Here is an 18,770-nt window from a genome sequence, read left to right on the forward strand (position 1 = left end):
AAACATCGACATCATTCAGCAGCTTAGGACGGCGGTCGGCGATTGCCCGTGTCCGGTGTGGATTGCGGCGGCGGCGCGTGCGTGCTGCGCTCGACGCGAAACGTGACGGCATCGCTGTGCTGGACCGCATGGCCGCGGTAGAGCAGGGTGACACGGAAGGTGTGCGGCCCGGCCGCGACATTCGACAATGTCAGGCGCGTGTGCCGGGTCGGCCCCGAGCCGACCGGCTTGCCGTCGAGCTTGTAGCGCAGCGATTCGCCATCGCCGAGCCCGGCCTTGTGGTCGTTGTTGCCCACCACCACCGAAACCGGCACCTGGCCCTGTCGGCTGGTGAAGACCTGCCCCTGAGCGGGCGAGACCAGGTTCAGGGCGCGGGCGTCACCGCCGGGTGTGGCGCCGGACCCGGCGGACGCCGAACTTGCGCTCGCGCCGCCATTCGGCATCCGTTTGAGTTGCACCGTCCTGGCGCCCGGCCGCGCGATATCGCTGTAGTGGCGCACGCCCTGCGCATCGGTCCAGGTATAGATCGTGGCCTGCGCCGGCAGCGCCGTCACCAGCCCCATCCAGACCGCGAGCGCGCCCCATCGTCCTGGTCGTCGTATCCGCATCGCGTATTCCATAAAAAAAAAGCGCATCCGTGGTGACGGATGCGCTGTTCGTGACCGCAGCGACCGCCACCGGCCGCTGAGTATGTCCTGCGGCCTAGCAGGAATAGTACATATCGAACTCGGCCGGATGGGTGCTCATTTTCAGACGCAGCACTTCTTCCATCTTGAGATCGATATAGCCGTCGATCAGGTCGTCGGTGAACACGTCGCCCTTCTTCAGGAAGTCGCGATCGGCCGACAGCGACTGCAGCGCTTCTTCCAGTGACTGGGCCACGGTCGGAATCTTCTTCTCTTCTTCCGGCGGCAGGTCGTACAAGTCCTTGTCCATGGCTTCGCCCGGATGGATCTTGTTCTGGATGCCGTCCAGGCCGGCCATCATCATGGCCGAGAAGGCAAAGTACGGGTTGGCGGTCGGGTCCGGGAAGCGCACCTCGATGCGACGCGCCTTCGGGCTGGAGACCCAGGGAATACGGATCGACGCCGAGCGATTGCGCGCGGAATACGCCAGCAATACCGGCGCCTCGAAGCCCTTGACCAGGCGCTTGTAGCTGTTGGTCGAGGCATTGGCGAAGGCGTTGATGGCCTTGGCGTGCTTGATGATGCCGCCGATGTAGTACAGCGCTTCCTCGGACAGGCCACCGTACTCGTCGCCCGAGAAGATGTTCTTGCCATCCTTGGTCAGCGACTGATGCACATGCATGCCGGAGCCATTATCGCCAACCAGCGGCTTGGGCATGAAGGTCGCGGTCTTGCCAAAGGCATGGGCGACATTGGCCACGCAGTACTTGTAGATCAGGGTTTCGTCGGCCTTCTTGACCAGCGTGTTGAACAACATGCCGATCTCGCCCTGGCCGGCGGTGCCCACCTCGTGGTGATGCACTTCAACGGTGAGCCCCATTTCCTCCATGGCAAGGCACATGGCCGAGCGGATGTCATGCTGGGAATCGACCGGCGGAACCGGCACGTAGCCGCCCTTGATGCCCGGACGATGGCCCATGTTGCCTTCCGGATAGCGGGTTTCGCTGTTCCAGCAGGCTTCCTCGGAGTCGACCGAAAAGCCGGCACCGCGCATCTCGTTGTGCCATTGCACCGAGTCGAAGATGAAGAATTCGGCTTCCGGGCCGAACAGGGCGGTATCGGCGATACCGGTCGAGGCCAGATACGCTTCCGCGCGCTTGGCGACGGTCCGCGGGTCGCGCTCGTAGCCCATCATGGTGTTGGGTTCGAGCACGTCACAGCGGATGTTGACGGTCGGCTCTTCGAAGAACGGGTCCAGCACGGCCGAATCGTCATCCGGCATCATGACCATGTCGGACTCGTTGATGCCTTTCCAGCCATCGATCGACGAGCCGTCGAACATCTTGCCTTCTTCCATGAACTCTTCGTCGACGATATGCGCCGGCATGGTCATGTGCTGCTCTTTGCCACGCGCGTCACAGAAACGAAAGTCCACGAATTTCGCTTCGGTCTTTTTGATCAGTTCGAGCGCCTTGCTACTCGCCATGATGACTCCTCATTGGGATGGGAACTCAGCTGTCCGGAATCGCCAGTACAACAGACGCACTATAAAGGCAGGTTCCGTGCCACGTCACCTGCGCCGATTCAAGGCCCCCGGACGCCCCTGATGCACCGCAGCAGAGCCGAATGCGCACCATAAACGAGCCGCGCCATATTGGTGCACTGTTATGGTGCATAGCGTACGCCCCAGCGATTGCAGGCGTTCCGGTACAATCGCGGCCTGATCAAACGGTGCACTGGCATGGATTTCCAACAGCTCATTTTCGCGCTGCAGCAATACTGGGCCGAACGCGGCTGCGTCGTCGTGCAGCCGCTGGACATGCCGGTCGGCGCAGGCACGTTCCACACAGCCACGTTTCTGCGTTCGATCGGCCCCGAGCCCTGGCGTGCCGCGTACGTCCAGCCCTCCAGGCGACCCACGGACGGCCGCTACGGCAACAACCCCAATCGTCTGCAGCACTATTATCAGTTTCAGGTGCTGCTGAAACCGTCGCCCAAGGATATCCAGGCCCAGTATCTCGGCTCGCTCGAAGCCCTTGGCCTGGACATGTCGATCCATGACGTCCGCTTCGTCGAGGACAACTGGGAATCGCCGACCCTGGGCGCATGGGGGCTGGGCTGGGAAATCTGGCTGAACGGAATGGAAATCACCCAGTTCACTTATTTCCAGCAGGTAGGCGGACTGGACTGCCGCCCCGTCTCCGGCGAGATTACCTACGGCCTCGAGCGCATTGCGATGTACATCCAGAACGTGGAATCGGTCTACGATCTGGTGTGGTCGGCGTCGCCGTATGGCACGGTCTATTACGGCGATGTGTTTCACCAGAACGAAGTCGAGCAATCGACCTACAATTTCGAGCATGCACCGGTGGCGGCGCTTTTCCGACGCTTTGACGAGCTCGAGGCAGAATGTCTGGCCCTGGTGAACTCGAATCTTCCGCTGCCGGCGTATGAACGCATGCTCGAGTGCTCGCACACCTTCAACCTGCTGGACGCGCGCCATGCCATTTCGGTGACGGAACGCCAGCGCTACATCCTGCGCGTGCGCACCCTGGCGCGGGCCGTGGCCAAGGCTTATTACGAGGCGCGCGAGGCACTCGGTTTCCCCATGCTCAACAAGGATAACGACGCGGCATGAGTGCAGACCTTCTGATCGAAATCGGCGTCGAGGAATTGCCGCCGAAAGCGATGCATCCGCTGGCCGAGGCATTGGCCGACGGTCTGGCGGCGCAATTGGACCAGGCCGGCCTGGCGCACGGCACGGTGCATTGTCTGGCCACGCCGCGGCGCCTGGCGGTCATCATTGCCGATACCGCTGACGCCAGCGCGGCCGAGCGCGTGGAGAAATTCGGACCGACCGTGGCGATCGCCTACGATGACCAGGGCAATCCGACGAAGGCCGGCGAAGGCTTCGCCCGCTCGGTCGGAACGACCCTGGACGCGCTCGAAAGCGAGGACAGCGACAAGGGGCGGCGCCTGGTCTATCGCGGCACCGCCCCGGGCCTCGCGCTCGGCGAACTGCTGCCGCCCGCGGTAGACGCGGCGCTCCGCGCCCTGCCGATTCCCAAGCGCATGCGCTGGGGCGATTCCGAGGCGGCGTTCGTGCGCCCGGTGCATTGGGTCGTGGCGTTGCATGGCAGCGCTATCCTGCCCTTGGTGGTGTTTGGCGAAAGCGCCGACCGTTACACCCGCGGCCATCGTTTTCATTATCCCGAAACCATCGAGATCGCGGACGCAGCCAGCTACGTCGAGCGGCTACGCGATCCCGGATGCGTGATCGTGGATATCGCCGAACGTCGGGCCCGGGTGCTCGAGGGCGTGGTGGCCGCTGCTCGGTCGCTGGGCGGCCAAGCTTTGGTCGACGACGCGCTGGTGGCCGAGGTCACCGCGCTGGTCGAGTGGCCGGTCGGCATTGCCGGACGCTTCGATGCGCGTTTTCTCGAGCTGCCGCGCGAGGTTCTCGTGGCCACGCTGGAAGGACATCAGCGCTACTTCCCGGTCGAGGGCGACGACGGCGCGCTGCTGCCCGGTTTCGTCACGGTCGCCAATATCGAAAGCCGCGATCCGGCCCAGGTTGTCGCCGGTAACGAACGCGTGATCCGGCCCCGCCTGGCGGACGCGCTGTTCTTCTGGGAGCAGGACCGCCGTCAGGGTCTGGCCGCACGTATCCCGGCGCTGGAACGCGTCAGTTTCCAGCAGGCGCTCGGTACGCTGGCCGACAAGAGCCAACGCTTTGGCCGCCTGGCCGCGGAACTGGCGCCCGCGGTTGGCGCCGCGGCGGCCGATGTCGCACGTGCAGCCGAACTCGCCAAGACCGATCTTCTCACCGAAATGGTCAACGAGTTCCCGGAACTCCAGGGCGTGATGGGCGCATATTATGCCGAGCTGGAGGGCGAGTCCGAGGCCGTGGCCCGCGCGCTGCCCGAGCAATACGCGCCGGCCGGTGCCGGCGCGGCGATTGCGGCAACGCCGGTCGGACGCTGTATTGCACTCGCCGACCGTCTCGACACGCTGGCCGGCATCTTCGCCATCGATAAGCGCCCGAGCGGCGACAAGGACCCGTTCGGTCTTCGACGCGCGGCGCTCGGGGTGCTGCGGACGTTGATCGAAGCGGGTATCGCCATCGACCTCAGGCATTTACTGGATACCGCCATTGCCATGCAGCCGGTGGACCCGCCTGAGGACACGGGCGAGGCACTCTGGATGTTTCACATGGAACGTCTACGTGGCTACTACGTGGACCACGGCGTGCCGGCCGCGCATTTCGAATCGATTGTGTCGCTCGATATCCGGGACATGCAGGATTTCGATCGCCGCGTGCGCGCTGTCGGCGATTTCGCGCAGCTGCCCGCCGCCGCCGTGGTCGGCGGTGCGCACAAACGCATCCGCAATATCCTCAGGCGTAACGCCGATGCCGACATCGCCGCGACGGCCGACCCCGCCGCCATGGTCGAACCGGCGGAAACGGCACTGCATGATCGGGCGACGGCGTGCGCGGCCACGCTCGAGGCCGCCGCCCGCGAAGGCGATTATACCGGCGCGTTGTCCGCGCTGGCCCCGCTGGCCGAACCACTCGACACCTTCTTTAACGAAGTCATGGTGATGAGCGACGACCCGGCGCTCCAGCGCAACCGTCTGGCGTTACTCGCGCAGATTGATCGCCTGTGCCGCCGCATCGCCGATCTATCCTGTCTTTCGGTCGAATCGGCGTAATGCCGGTGTCCACGGCCATACTCGACCGTGACGGCGTGGTGAATCACGACAGCGAAGCGTTCATCAAATCGCCCGCGGAATGGCAACCGATCGCAGGCAGCCTCGAGGCTATCGCGCGGCTCAAGCACGCCGGCCTGCGCGTGGTACTGGCCAGCAACCAATCCGGGCTCGGTCGCGGCCTGTTCGATTACGACGATCTGTTCGCCATCCACGACAAGATGACACGGCATCTCGCCGAGCTCGGTGTCGCGCTGGATGGCATATTCTTTTGTCCGCATACCGCCGACGACGACTGCTCGTGCCGCAAGCCCAGGCCGGGGCTGCTCGAGGATATTCTGCGCCGCTGGAGCTTGAAACCGCACGACTGCGTGATGATCGGGGACAGTGTCACCGATATCGAAGCCGCGCGCGCCGCCGGCGTCGCAGGCTACGGCGTGCGCACCGGCAAACCGATTGACGACATGGATGGGCGCTGGCGGGGCGTCCCGATATGCGACGACCTGTCGGCCGTCGTCGATCATCTGCTCGCGGCGCACGCCCGCAGCTGAGCCCGCGTAGCGCGCCGGCGCCAGTGCGCGTGACCGGTGCTGGCCGGAGCTGACGGCATTCGCCGCCTACAGGCGCCATGGCCCGCGCGCGCCGCCGGGCAAGCCGCTCGCCCCCCATGGTGGCACCGCCCATGAAAAAAGCCCTCAGCGGCAGCTGAGGGCTTTCAATGCGGACAGCCCCCCCCTGCAGCGAGCACCGCGTATCAGACGTCCAGGTTCGAAACCATCAGCGCGTTGCGTTCGATGAACTCACGCCGCGGTTCCACGTGGTCGCCCATCAGGGTGGTGAAGATCTGATCCGCGCCAACGGCGTCGTCGATCTTGACCTGCATCAGGCGCCGGCTGTTCGGGTCCATCGTGGTTTCCCAGAGCTGGTCCGGGTTCATCTCCCCGAGCCCCTTGTAGCGCTGGACGTTCAGGCCCCGCTTGGCCTGTTCCAGCAGCCAGCGATAGGCCTCGTCGAAAGTCGACACCGTCTGTTCGCGTTCGCCGCGCGTGACATAGGCGCCTTCGCCCAGCAACTGCAGCAGCTCCTGGCCGAGTGCCGAGATCCGCTTGTATTCCGGGCTGGTAAAGAAGTCCTCGTGCCAGACGAAAATATGCGGAATACCATGGCTGTAACGCGTGACCTGCAGATGCAGGGGATGTTCGTCGTCGGCTGGCTGAATCCGCACCTCGTAGCGATGCCGCGGCTCGCCGCGCGCGTTGAGCCGCGCCTGGAGCGCATCCGCCCAGCCCTGCATCCAGGCCGCATCGGCGAACAGCGTCGGCGTGACGGGCTCCAGATAAGTCATTTCCGTGAGCGTGGCCGGGTCGTAGCGGCGCGTCAGCCGATCGATGTCTTCCAGCATGCGGGTGTAACGGTGCGCCAGATCGGACAGTGCGTCCTCGGCGATCGGCGGCGCGTCCGCACTCACGCGGAACTCGGCCTTGTTGAGCGCCAGGCGCAGCAGATAATTCGACAATTCCTTGTCGTCCTTGACGTAGTACTCCTGCTTGCCCGACTTCACCTTGTACAGCGGCGGCTGGGCGATATAGATATAGCCCGCCTCGATCAGTTCGAACATCTGTCGGTAGAAGAACGTCAGCAGCAAGGTGCGAATATGCGAGCCGTCGACGTCCGCATCGGTCATGATGATGATGCGGTGGTAGCGCAGCTTGCTCGGGTCGTATTCGTCACGCCCGATGCCGCAGCCCAGCGCGGTAATCAGCGTGCCGACTTCCGCCGAGGACAGCATCTTGTCGAAACGCGCCTTTTCCACGTTCAGGATCTTGCCCTTGAGCGGCAGAATGGCCTGATTGTGGCGATCCCGCCCCTGTTTGGCCGAGCCGCCGGCCGAATCGCCCTCGACCAGGAATAATTCGGATGCCGCGGGGTCTTTCTCCTGGCAATCCGCCAGCTTCCCGGGCAGGCCGGCGATGTCCAGAGCGCCCTTGCGGCGCGTCATGTCGCGCGCGCGGCGGGCGGCATCGCGCGCGCGGGCGGCATCGACCACCTTCGCCGCGATCAGCTTGGCTTCGCGTGGATTCTCCAGAAGGAAGTCACTGAGCTGCTCGCTGACCGATGATTCCACCGCTGCCCGCACCTCGGACGACACCAGCTTTTCCTTCGTTTGCGAGGAAAACTTCGGATCGGGCACCTTCACCGAAATAACCGCCGTGAGCCCCTCGCGGGCGTCATCGCCCGTTGGTGAAACCTTTTCCTTCTTGGCCAGCCCGGCGGACTCGATGTAACCATTGAGGCTACGGGTCAGCGCGCCACGAAAGCCGGCGAGATGCGTGCCGCCGTCGCGTTGGGGAATATTGTTCGTATAGCAGAACACGCTCTCCTGATAAGAGTCGTTCCACTGCATCGCGACTTCGACCACGATATCGTCGCGCTCGGTGCTGAAGTAGAACACGGTATCGTGAAGCTGCGTCTTGTTCTCGTTGAGGTTTTGAACGAAAGCGCGGATGCCACCTTCATATTCGAATACGACATCGCGTTCGCTGGCCTCCTCGACCAGGCGGATGCGAACACCCGAGTTCAGGAACGACAGTTCCCGCAGCCGCTTGGCCAGAATGTCGTAGTTGAAGGTGATATTCGTGAACACCTCCGGGCTCGGGTGGAAATGGATCGACGTGCCGGTGGTATCGGTCTCGCCAAGCGCTGCGAGCTCGTCCATGGGTTCGCCCATGCTGTAAGTCTGGCGATATCGATGCCCGTCGCGGTGGATATTGAGCTCGAGCTGGTCCGACAGCGCGTTCACCACCGATACGCCGACACCGTGAAGACCGCCTGACACCTTGTAGGAATTCGCGTCGAACTTCCCACCGGCGTGCAGTACCGTCATGATGACTTCGGCGGCCGGCTTGCCCTCGCCCTCGTGCATATCGACGGGAATACCGCGTCCATCATCGGATACCGTAATGCTCTGGTCCCGGTGAATGGTGACCAGAATTTCCTTGCAGTAGCCGGCGAGGGCCTCGTCAATGGCATTGTCGACGACTTCGAACACCATATGATGCAGTCCGGTGCCGTCATCGGTGTCGCCGATGTACATGCCCGGACGTTTGCGCACAGCTTCGAGCCCCTTCAGGACCTTGATACTGCTGGAGTTGTAATCGCCGTTGGAATCAGCCATCGAATCAACCCGAGGGTTAGAAATAAACACTTGATTTTAGCACGCCTGTCATGCTGGCGGCGGCATGATGTGTCCGTGTTCCACGTGAAACATTCGCGCGGGTCGCAATGTCTCCGGAATCAGCTCGGCACTGAGGAATGTGACAAAACATTGGACGCCTAATCGCGCGACTTCGGCGGCCAAGGCGTCGCGATAGCGTGCCCCCAGCTCTGCCGCCATGTCGTCGAGCAGGAGCACGGGTTCAATACCGCGCGTCGACTGAAGAATATCCGCCTGGGCCAGCAACAGTCCTGCTGTCAACAGTTTCTGTTGTCCGCGCGATACCCAGTCGCGCGCATTCATGGCGGCAATCGATATGCGAATGTCGGCACGATGCGGCCCCTGTTGCGTGAACCCGGCACGCAGGTCCTGTTCCAGGCTATCGATGAGTGCATTGCCAAAGCTTCGATCACCACGCCAGCCCGGATGGTAGGCGAACGTAATGTCCTGGTTTCCGAATAAGTTGCGTGTGGTCTCGGGGAGGCGCCGTTTGACATGCTCAAGATACTGTCGTCGACAGGCATCGATGATTTCCCCCTGCTGCACCAGCTCGGCGTCCCAGGCGACTACCTGGTGTTTCGGCTGACGCGCCCGCAATGCGCGATTGCGCTGCTTCAGCGCCCGACGGTATCGCCGCCACGCCGGGAAAAAAGCGTGTTCCACGTGAAACACGCCCCAGTCGAGGAAGTGTCGCCGGTATTTGGGGCCATGCTCGAGCAGGCGATGCAGATTGGGATCGATGTGCTGCAACGGCAGAACGTTGATCAGGTCGAAGCGACGTGTCTCCGCCTGATCGTCGAGTTTGATCCGGTGCATTGAGCGCGAGGCATGACAACCAATTCGATGACGACTGCCCTGCCTGTCGGTCAGACGCGTACGAACGGTCAGCGCCTCGCTGTCGTGTCGAACCGCCTGGCCGAGCCGCGCTTGGCGGAACGATTCGCCGCGGCCGAGTATATAGATGGCTTCCAGAAAGCTTGTCTTTCCCGAGGCATTATCGCCGACGATGCAATTGATCCCCGGCGATACATCGATATCGCAGCGCTCGATACAACGGAAGTTCTCGATATGGAGCAACTCTAGCCGCACACGGTAGTCCCGCGCTCGCTACAACCGCATCGGCATGACAACGTACCGGCTCCGGTCGTCGCCAACCGCCTGCAACAGCCCGCTGCTGTCCGGTCCGGACAACGACAACCGGAATTCATCGGCCTGCATGGCCCCGAGCGCATCCAGTAAATAGCTTACGTTGAAGCCGATTTCCATGGGCTCGTGATCGTAGCTGACTTCGATCTCGTCTTCGGCTTCTTCGCGTTCGACGTTCTGTGCCTGCAACTTCAGCGTGTGTTGTGACAGAGACAGGCGCACGCCGCCGAATTTCTCGTTCGACAGAATCGCGGTACGCGACAGCGCCTGGCGGATAGTATCCCGATTCGCGAGCATCTCGCGCTCGGGGTTATCCGGGATGACGCGTTCGTAGTCGGGGAACCGGCCGTCGATCAGCTTGGTGGTGAAGTTGAGACCCGGCAGCTGCAGGCGCAGATGTTTGTTCGACAACCACAAGGTGATTTCGGCTTCACTGTGGCCCAGTAGTCGAACCAGCTCGGTGATGGCCTTGCGTGGAACGATTGCCTGTTGGACCTCCTCGATATCGAGATCGATGGGCGATTCGCTCATCGCCAGTCGATGCCCGTCGGTAGCGACACAGCGCACATGGTCGTGACGAAGTGCCAACAGGAGACCGTTGAGATAGTAACGAACGTCCTGGTGAGCCATCGCGAAATGGGTGCGATCCAATAACTGCTTGAGCATGCTTTCCGGCAGGTTGATGGCCTGGCCGGATTCGACTTCATCGAGATGCGGCCAATCCTGTGCCGACAGGCTGGACAATGTGAAACGTGATCGTCCCGACTGGATACGCGTTTGATTGGCCTCCTGCCGGCAGGTGATTTCAGCCTCTTCCGGCAGCCCTCGGCAGATGTCGAGCAACTTTCGGGCGGGCACCGCGAGTTTACCGGGTTCCTCGATCACCGCCGGGCACTGGGTAACCAGTTCCAGCTCGAGATCGGTCGCCGTGATCTTGAGCTGGTTGTTGTCGCCCTGTATCAGGACGTTCGACAGGATCGGCATGGTCTGTCTTCGTTCTACCACACCGATGACGGTCTGTAGCGCGGACAGAATATCTCTGCGTTGGACTGAGAACTGCATGGCTGGGGTCTCCGAACGGTCTCCGCCTTGTTGTCTTAAGCACTTAAAGAAAAGTTAGTAGTAGTCACAACAGTTGCAGCAATTTTCTGTTGATAACTCTATTTTTCTTTATATTTCAACGCGTTAATTTGATTCAAATGCTGTTGCGAATAGCGTGGTGAAGTTGTGGCTGGCCTGTGGATTCATTGTGTGTGGTTTGACGCGCCAGGGTTCGAATCGAACCGAGGCTGCGGTTATGCACCACTTATGCACAGCTAACTGGTGAGAATCCGGCTGAGGTTGACGTAGTCTTCATCCATCCGGGTATCGGTTTCGCGCAGTTCCTTGACCTTGCGACAGGCGTGAAGCACCGTCGTATGATCGCGTCCGCCGAAGCCTTGCCCGATTTCCGGGAGGCTGTGATTGGTAAGCTCCTTGGCCAGTGCCATGGCGAGCTGGCGAGGGCGTGCGATAGACCGCGTGCGTTTCTTGCCCAGCAGATCTGCGAGCCGGATCTTGAAGTACTCGGCGACGGTTTTCTGTATGTTCTCCAGCGTGACCAGACGGTCGTACACTGCGAGCATGTCGTAGAGGGCCTGTTTGGCGAAGTCGACGCTGATCGGCGCCCCGGTGATCTGGGCGGATGCCTTCAATCGATGCAGGGCACCTTCCAGGTCGCGCACGTTCGAACGCACACGCTTGGCGATGAAGAACGCGACCTCCTGCGGCAGTTCCACGTTGTGCGCCTCGGCCTTGGACAGCAGGATGGCAACGCGGGTCTCGAGTTCGGGCGGTTCGACGGCAACCGACAGCCCCCAGGAAAAGCGTGACTTGAGTCGATCCTCGAGTCCTTCGACTTCCTTGGGGAACCGGTCGCAGGTGATCACGATGCGCTGGTTCGCCTCGAGCAGGGAGTTGAACGTGTGGAAGAACTCCTCCTGCGACCGGTCCTTGTTCGCGAAGAACTGGATATCGTCGATCAGCAGTGCCTCGAGCGTGCGGTAGTGCTCCTTGAACTGATCCATCCGGTTATGGCGGATCGCCGTGATCATTTCGTTGACGAAATGCTCGGAGCGGACGTACGCGATCCGGGCCCGCGGGTTGTTGGCCAGCAGCCGATGACCGACGCTCTGCATCAGGTGCGTCTTGCCCAAGCCCACGCCGCCGTAGATCAGCAGCGGGTTGTAGGCCATGTTCTCCGGCTCGGCGGCCTGTTCGGCCGCGGCCCGGGCGATCTGGTTGGATTTGCCCTGAACGAACGACTCGAAGGTATAGCGTGGATCGAGATTATGGCGTTTGGTATCGGTCAGGGTCGGCGCTTCATCGACCTCCGCCGCGTGGCTGCGTCGGCCGCCGCCCACCAGAACCCGGATCCGGCGCGGTTGCTCTCCAAGCTCGCTCAGTGCATTGGCGATGGGGGCCCGCAGCTCGCGCTCGACCTGATCCCGCACGACCTCATTGGGCGCCATGAGGTCCAGTCCGTCATCGCCGAAATGAGCCTCGAGCGGGCGCAGCCAGAGATTGACGTCTTTTTCGGGAAGTCGCGTCTCGATGTGGCTCAGACAACGCTGCCAGAGGGTATTCGCCAACTCGATCGCTCCATTGCGGCAAAACACGGCGTAACCCGCCGAGCTCGACGGCCCGACAAGATAACCCACTGACCACAACTTATCCACAGTGTTATGCCACCTTGCAAGCGAGCGCGGACGGGACTAGAATCCCGCGCTCTTTTCCTTGCAATGCGCCGACGCAGGCGCGAGCCGAGTCCGTTATGAAACGCACCTTTCAACCCAGCAATCTGCGTCGCAAGCGTACGCACGGTTTTCGTGCCCGTATGGCGACCAAAAACGGCCGTCGCGTTCTGGCCGCTCGTCGTGCCAAGGGGCGCAAGCGCCTGACGCCGTAACTCGTGGACGCGCGGCAGGCGACGTTTCCCCGCGCGCTGCGCCTGCTTCGACCGTCGCAGTACACGGCCGTGTTTGCGCGCGGCGAGAAGTTCGTCTGCGACGGCTTCGTGGTGATCGCCGCAAACAATGGCGAAGCGCATGCCCGGCTCGGGCTGGCACTCGCCAAGCGGCGCATCCGCCGTGCCGTGGATCGCAATCGCGTCAAACGGGTCGTCCGCGAGTCTTTCCGTCATGTGCGCCCCGATCTGCCGGCGACTGATATTGTCGTGCTCGCCCGCAGTCGCACGGCGACCATCGACAACGCATCGCTGACCGCGCAGCTGACCCGGATCTGGCAGCGGCTCGCGCGGAGCGCGCAATAGAGCCAACGTCAGGGATACACGCCTCGCATGGACAACATTCGCTTCGGGCTGCTGTGTGCGGCCGCCGTCATCTGCTTCTTTTTGTATCAGGCGTGGCAGGCGGATTATGCGCCCGCCGGCCATGGCCAAACCGCGCAACACACCAGCCAGCAGACCGGGGCCAACGCCAATAATGGCGCCGACGTGCCGGATATCGGTGCGCCGTCCAGCCAGGGCTCGAGCACGGCCAGCAACGGCGGCAGTGGCACGCCGGGGCCTGCTCATGCCGCGCCGGATTCGGAGCCGACCCCGGTGTCCGATTCCGGACAGCAGGTGCATGTGGTCACCGACAAGCTCGATGTGACCATCAATACCCACGGCGGCGACCTGCGCCAGGTGGCGTTGCGGGGGGTGCCGCTGTCGGACAAGCATCCGAATACCAATCTGCGTCTGATCAACGACTCGCTGCCGGATTTCTTCATCGAGCAGAGCGGGCTGATCTCGCAGGGCGGCGACGCGCCGAACCACAACACGACCTATCAATCGGCGAAGAACGAATATCATCTGGCCAAGGGCCAGGACACGCTGCGCGTGCCGCTGACCTGGACCGACAATAACGGTCACAAGGTCACCAAGATCTATGTCTTCCACCGCGGCAGTTACAAGATCGGGCTGGATCACAAGGTCGAGAACAAGTCGGCCAAGCCCTGGCAGTTGTCGCAGTACGTGCGCTACTGGCGCGCGCCGCATGAAAACACCGGTGACGTGCCGTTCTCGCACGCCTTCTTCGGGGTCGGCTGGTATCAGCACAAGAGCGGCAACGACTTTGCCTACCAGCAGCGCGGGCGCGGCGATCTGGCATCGAACAAGCTGTCACTGCATCAGCAGGGCGGCTGGATCGCGATGGTTCAGCACTACTTCATCGGCGCGGTCATTCCGCCGTCCGATGCCAAGGTTCGCCTGTTTGCCCGGCCCAAGTCCGTGCAGGGCGCCTCCGGTGGTTACGCCGCCGGTTTCGTTGGCCAGCAGCGCAGCGTCGCGCCGCACAGCGCGAGCGAGTTCAAGTCCACGCTGTTCGTCGGCCCGAAATACCAGGACCAGCTCGACGCAGTCGCGCCCGGCCTGGGCCTGACGGTGGACTACGGCTGGTTCTCGGTGCTGGCGCGTCCGATCTTCTGGGTGCTGGATCACCTGCACTCGATCGTCGGCAACTGGGGCGTAGCCATCATCCTGTTGACCTTCCTGATCAAGGCGCTGTTCTACAAGCTTTCCGAGATCCAGTTCCGCGGCATGGCGCGCATGCGCAAGTTCCAGCCGCGCATGCAAAAGCTCAAGGAGCAGTACGGCGACGACAAGCAGGAACTGCAGAAACGGATGATGGAGCTCTACAAGAAAGAGGGCTTCAATCCGATGGCCGGCTGTTGGCCGCTGCTGGTGCAGATGCCGGTGTTCATCTCGCTGTACTGGGTGCTGCGCGAGTCGGTGGAACTGCGCCACGCGCCGTTCGTGCTGTGGATCCACGATCTGTCGGCGCCGGACCCCTACTTCATCCTGCCGATCATCTTCGGCCTGGTGATGTTCGCGCAGCAGAAGCTCAACGCCAATGTGGCGATGGACCCGATGCAGCAGCGGATCATGCAGATCATGCCCATCGGCATGGCGGTGTTCTTCTGCTTCTTCCCGGCCGGCCTGGTGCTGTACTGGTGCACCAACAGCCTGCTGACCATCGCTCAGCAGTGGTACATCTACCGCAAGCTGGATACCGAGGGCCTGCATCGGGACGCGCCCAGCAAGAGCTGACCGCGGGGTCTGGGGCGTGTTGAGGTTTCGGGCGAGCATCGCGTTGGCGTCCGCGAATCGTGCCCGGCAAGGCGTGAGTCGCCGCACGCCCTAGATGAACGGCGCCGCAACCAACGACACCATCGCCGCGCTGGCGAGCGCCGTCGGCCAGGCCGGCGTGGCGGTGGTGCGGGTCTCCGGGCCCGATGTGCCACGAATCGCGCGTTGCCTGATCGGCCGGCTGCCGGAAGCGCGCCGGGCCGTTCTGGCGCGGTTCACGGACGCCGCCGGACAAACCATTGATCAGGGCGTGGCGCTGTATTTCGCCGCTCCGGCCTCGTTCACCGGCGAACACGTGCTCGAGCTGCAGGGCCACGGCAGCCCGGTTCTGGTCGATGAATTGCTGGCCCGGCTGGTGGCGCTGGGCGCGCGGCTCGCCGGCCCGGGCGAGTTCTCCCAGCGCGCCTTTCTCAACGACAAGCTCAGCCTGGATCAGGCCGAGGCGATCGCGGACGCCATCGCCGCCGGCAGCCGGGTCTCGGCGCGCGCGGCGATTCGTTCGCTGGAGGGCGCTTTCGCCCGCGAGATCGAGGCGTTGGTCGAGGCGCTCATCCGGCTGCGGGTCTATACCGAGGCGGCCATCGACTTCCCGGACGAGGACGACGTCGATTTTCTCGGCGACGGCGCGATCGAACGCCGGCTGGCCGCGATCACCGACGACCTCGCGGCCCTGCGCGCCCGGGCGGTTCAGGGCGCGGGATTTCGCGACGGGTTGCGGTTGGTCATCCTCGGCCGGCCGAACGTGGGCAAGTCGAGCCTGCTCAACCGGCTCGCCCGGCGCGAAACCGCCATCGTGACCGAAATCGCCGGCACCACGCGCGACGTGCTGCACGAGCAGCTTTCGATCGACGGCCTGCCGCTGACCCTGGTCGACACCGCCGGCCTGCGCGAGACCGACGATCCGGTCGAGGCCGAGGGCGTGCGCCGGGCGCGGGCGGAAATCGCGGCTGCGGATCGCGTGCTGCTGGTGATCGACGATCAGGCCGGGCTGACGCTCGCCGATCGTGCCTTGCTCGACGAGATCCCGGCCGAGATGGGCGTGACCGTGGTGGCCAACAAGATAGATCGTTCGGGCGCGCCGGCCGGGGCGGCGAACATCGCCGATCGCGCGGGCGTGCGCGTGGCGGCGATCGATGGCCGTGGTTTCGACGCGCTGGCGGCGCATCTGAAGTCGCTGGTCGGCATCGAAGGCGATGCCGAGCCGGCGTTCGTGGCCCGGCGCCGGCATCTGGCCGCGCTCGATCGTGCCGCCGCGGCTCTGGCTGTGGGTCGCGAGCGGCTGGTGGTTGATGTGGCGGGCGATTTGCTGGCCGAAGAGCTTCGTCTGGCCCAGGCGGCGCTGGGCGAAATCACCGGCCAGGTCAGCAGCGACGATCTGCTCGGCGAAATCTTCTCCAGCTTCTGCATCGGTAAATAAACGGTTTTAGCGCCCCCCGGCGCGGGTGCATAGTGCGTGAATCGTTCAGCTCAGCCGTTATTTGCCCATGCTAGGACATCCCCGCGCTCTGTATTTGATCTATCTGCTGTTCACCGTAGCGGTTACCGCGGTGCTCGCGATTTTCGCGCCGGCGTGGTTATGGATCGCGGCGATCCTGGTGGCGCTGGCGATTCTCGGCGCCATGGATCTGCGCTCGGATCACAACGTGTTGCGCAATTTCCCGATCGTCGGGCATCTGCGCTACATGATGGAATTCCTGCGGCCCGAGCTGCGCCAGTATTTCTTCGAATCCGAGACCAGCGGACGGCCATTCAATCGCGAGCAACGTGAAGTCATCTACAAGCGCGCGCGAGGCGAACCCGATACCTCGCCCTTCGGCACCATGCGCGACTTCGAGGATGCCGGCTTTTCGTTCTCGCAGCACTCGATGGCGCCCAAAACGCTGGACGACGAGCACGCGCGTATCACGATCGGCAACAGCCAGTGTTCCCAGCCCTACAGCTCCTCGCGCCTGAATATCTCGGCAATGAGTTTTGGTTCCCTGTCGGGCAACGCCGTGGGCGCGATGAACCGCGGCGCCAAGCTCGGCAATTTCGCCCAGGATACCGGCGAGGGCGCGATCAGTGACTATCATCGCGAATACGGGGGCGATCTGATCTGGGAGATCGCCTCGGCTTATTTCGGCTGCCGGCACAAGGACGGATCGTTCAATGCCGACGAGTTCGCCGAGAAGGCGAACACCGAGCAGGTCAAGATGATCGAGATCAAGATCTCGCAGGGCGCCAAGCCGGCTCACGGCGGCTTGCTGCCGGGCAAGAAGGTCACCGCCGAGATCGCGCGTGTCCGTGATATCGAGCAGGGCCAGGACTGCCAGTCGCCCGCCACCCATCCCGAGTTCGACACGCCCCGGGGCCTGCTCGAGTTCATGCAGACGCTGCGCGAGCTCACCCACGGCAAGCCGGTGGGCTTCAAGCTGTGTCTGGGTCATCAGCACGAGTTCATGGGCATCTGCAAGGCCATGCTCGAAACCGGCATCACGCCGGATTTCATCACCGTCGATGGCGCCGAGGGCGGGACCGGCGCGGCGCCCACCGAGTTCGAGGACTTCATCGGCACCTACATCAACGAGGCGCTGCCGATTGTGAACAATTGCCTGCGCGGCATCGGCTTGCGCGACGACATCGTCGTCATCGCCAGCGGCAAGGTGGCCATGGGCTACGACATGGTGGTCAAGCTCGCGCTCGGTGCCGACATGTGCAATGCGGCGCGCGGCTTCATGTTCTCGACCGGCTGCATCCAGTCGCGGCGCTGCCATACCGATACCTGTCCGACCGGCGTCGCCACCCAGGATCCGCGCCGCGCGAAGGCGCTGGATGTGATGGGCAAGTCGCTGCAGGTGCGCAACTTCCATGATGCGACGATCAAGTCGTTCATGGACATTACCGGGGCGCTAGGGGTTGCATCGCCGGCAGAGCTCGCGCCGATCCATGTTTATCACCGGCCGGGATACGGTCCGGCCGAGACCTACGAGCAGATGCATCCGACGGTCGCCCCGGGCGATTTCCTCAACGACCGGATTCCCGACGCCTACCGGCGCGACTGGCAGCGCGCCCGTGCCGATGCATTCTGATCCGCTGCCTCCGGCGCCGGCGGTCGGGCGATCCGGAACAGCACGGGCCAGTACTTGCCGGTGATATAGACGCGGTCCGGGCCGGCGTCGTAGGCAATGCCGTTGAGCACGTCCGCCGAGTCCGGCATGGCGTCGGCAAGCGCCGATGCGTCGATCCGGTCGACCACATGCCCGTCGACCGGGTCGATGCGCACGATATCGTCAGTAAGCCAGACGTTGGCCCAGATCAGCCCGTCGATCGTCTCCAGTTCGTTGAGATGCATGACCGGCCGGCCGTGCTCGGTCACGAGCAGGCGGCGCCGGACGCTGAAATCCGAAGGGTCGACGAACCGCAGTATGGCAGAGCCGTTGCTCATCACCAGTTGCCCGCCGCAGCGCGTCAGCCCCCAGCCCTGGCCGGCGTAGCGAAACCGCCCGATCGGGCGAAGCGTGTCCGCGTCGTAGATGAAGCCGGTGCCGGACTTCCAGGTCAGCTGATACAGCCGGTCGTCGAACCTGGCCAGGCCTTCGCCGAAATATCGATCGGGAAGCGCGTGCCGGGCGAGAATCCGGCCACTGGCCAGATCCACGCGACGGACCTCTGAATGGCCGTAATCGCCCGTGCTCTCGTAGAGTGCCCCGCGGCTGATCAGCAGGCCTTCCGTGAAGGCGGAGGGATCATGCGGCAGTCGCGCCAGCGGCCGCGCCGTCTCGATCGGCGGCGGGCCCGCATGCCCGGCCGCCGAAAACAACGCCAGGAGCGCAGCGGCGATTGCCGCCGTCGACCGTCGCGTCCGCCTCGAAAAACCCGTTATGACGGGAGCTTGGGCCATGGAACAAGCCGGTCCGCCGATGTTATGAAACCGCATGAGCGAGCCATCCGGGGCGGCCGTGGTCGA

The 18,770-nt window shown here is 63.4% G+C and carries 15 protein-coding genes; 8 read left to right on the forward strand and 7 right to left on the reverse strand.

Annotated elements, in window-relative coordinates:
* Positions 1-23 precede the first annotated feature (23 nt).
* A complete protein-coding gene (locus ACS8Y6_RS11750; protein WP_440848842.1) occupies positions 24-608 on the reverse strand; it encodes a DUF4124 domain-containing protein in 585 nt (194 codons plus the stop codon).
* Positions 609-702: 94 nt separating this feature from the next.
* Positions 703-2,112 (reverse strand): glutamate--ammonia ligase, encoded by a 1,410-nt coding sequence (gene glnA / locus ACS8Y6_RS11755; RefSeq protein ID WP_440848841.1) that lies wholly within the window; start codon positions 2,110-2,112, stop codon positions 703-705.
* 255 nt (positions 2,113-2,367) lie between these two features.
* Here glnA and glyQ point away from each other — a divergent pair, with 255 nt between their 5' ends.
* Genes glyQ through gmhB form a run of 3 tightly spaced genes read left to right on the forward strand, consistent with a single transcriptional unit; the run spans position 2,368 to position 5,887 of the window.
* The gene (glyQ, locus tag ACS8Y6_RS11760; protein WP_440848840.1) at positions 2,368-3,264 is read left to right on the forward strand and encodes a glycine--tRNA ligase subunit alpha; all 897 of its coding nucleotides are present in this window, start codon (positions 2,368-2,370) and stop codon (positions 3,262-3,264) included.
* The gene (gene glyS / locus ACS8Y6_RS11765; protein ID WP_440848839.1) at positions 3,261-5,339 is read left to right on the forward strand and encodes a glycine--tRNA ligase subunit beta; all 2,079 of its coding nucleotides are present in this window, start codon (positions 3,261-3,263) and stop codon (positions 5,337-5,339) included. Before glyQ ends, glyS begins: the two co-directional genes overlap by 4 nt.
* The gene (gene gmhB / locus ACS8Y6_RS11770; RefSeq protein ID WP_440848838.1) at positions 5,339-5,887 is read left to right on the forward strand and encodes a D-glycero-beta-D-manno-heptose 1,7-bisphosphate 7-phosphatase; all 549 of its coding nucleotides are present in this window, start codon (positions 5,339-5,341) and stop codon (positions 5,885-5,887) included. The genes glyS and gmhB overlap by 1 nt, the downstream gene beginning before the upstream one ends.
* A gap of 203 nt (positions 5,888-6,090) precedes the next feature.
* Here gmhB and gyrB read toward each other — a convergent pair whose 3' ends face one another.
* From gyrB to dnaA, 4 genes are all read right to left on the reverse strand, one after another.
* On the reverse strand, positions 6,091-8,511 hold the full coding sequence (gene gyrB, locus ACS8Y6_RS11775) for a DNA topoisomerase (ATP-hydrolyzing) subunit B (protein ID WP_440848837.1): 2,421 nt from the start codon (positions 8,509-8,511) through the stop codon (positions 6,091-6,093).
* Positions 8,512-8,559: 48 nt separating this feature from the next.
* A complete protein-coding gene (gene recF, locus ACS8Y6_RS11780) occupies positions 8,560-9,639 on the reverse strand; it encodes a DNA replication/repair protein RecF (RefSeq protein ID WP_440855623.1) in 1,080 nt (359 codons plus the stop codon).
* An 18-nt stretch (positions 9,640-9,657) separates the two neighbouring features.
* Positions 9,658-10,758 (reverse strand): DNA polymerase III subunit beta, encoded by a 1,101-nt coding sequence (gene dnaN / locus ACS8Y6_RS11785; RefSeq protein ID WP_440848835.1) that lies wholly within the window; start codon positions 10,756-10,758, stop codon positions 9,658-9,660.
* A gap of 254 nt (positions 10,759-11,012) precedes the next feature.
* Positions 11,013-12,332 (reverse strand): chromosomal replication initiator protein DnaA, encoded by a 1,320-nt coding sequence (gene dnaA, locus ACS8Y6_RS11790; protein ID WP_440848950.1) that lies wholly within the window; start codon positions 12,330-12,332, stop codon positions 11,013-11,015.
* A gap of 176 nt (positions 12,333-12,508) precedes the next feature.
* On the opposite strand from dnaA, the gene rpmH reads away from it, so the two are divergent.
* The 5 genes from rpmH to ACS8Y6_RS11815 all read left to right on the forward strand — a co-directional run bounded on the left by rpmH (position 12,509) and on the right by ACS8Y6_RS11815 (position 17,892).
* Positions 12,509-12,643, forward strand: a complete 135-nt coding sequence (gene rpmH / locus ACS8Y6_RS11795; protein WP_037337617.1) for a 50S ribosomal protein L34 — start codon at positions 12,509-12,511, stop codon at positions 12,641-12,643.
* Between the two features lie 3 nt (positions 12,644-12,646).
* Positions 12,647-13,006 carry a ribonuclease P protein component gene (gene rnpA / locus ACS8Y6_RS11800; protein ID WP_440848834.1) on the forward strand — a complete coding sequence of 120 codons (360 nt, stop codon included), beginning with the start codon at positions 12,647-12,649 and terminating at the stop codon, positions 13,004-13,006.
* Positions 13,007-13,033: 27 nt separating this feature from the next.
* The gene (yidC, locus tag ACS8Y6_RS11805; RefSeq protein WP_440855624.1) at positions 13,034-14,785 is read left to right on the forward strand and encodes a membrane protein insertase YidC; all 1,752 of its coding nucleotides are present in this window, start codon (positions 13,034-13,036) and stop codon (positions 14,783-14,785) included.
* A gap of 94 nt (positions 14,786-14,879) precedes the next feature.
* Complete coding sequence (gene mnmE / locus ACS8Y6_RS11810) at positions 14,880-16,241, forward strand: tRNA uridine-5-carboxymethylaminomethyl(34) synthesis GTPase MnmE (RefSeq protein ID WP_440855625.1); 1,362 nt, start codon at positions 14,880-14,882, stop codon at positions 16,239-16,241.
* A gap of 67 nt (positions 16,242-16,308) precedes the next feature.
* A complete protein-coding gene (locus tag ACS8Y6_RS11815) occupies positions 16,309-17,892 on the forward strand; it encodes an FMN-binding glutamate synthase family protein (protein ID WP_440848831.1) in 1,584 nt (527 codons plus the stop codon).
* Here ACS8Y6_RS11815 and ACS8Y6_RS11820 read toward each other — a convergent pair.
* Positions 17,850-18,704, reverse strand: a complete 855-nt coding sequence (locus ACS8Y6_RS11820; protein WP_440848830.1) for a glutaminyl-peptide cyclotransferase — start codon at positions 18,702-18,704, stop codon at positions 17,850-17,852. The genes ACS8Y6_RS11815 and ACS8Y6_RS11820 overlap by 43 nt on opposite strands.
* Positions 18,705-18,770: the final 66 nt, after the last annotated feature.

Origin of the sequence: Salinisphaera sp. RV14, assembly GCF_052044135.1 — a bacterium.
GTDB lineage: Bacteria > Pseudomonadota > Gammaproteobacteria > Nevskiales > Salinisphaeraceae > Salinisphaera.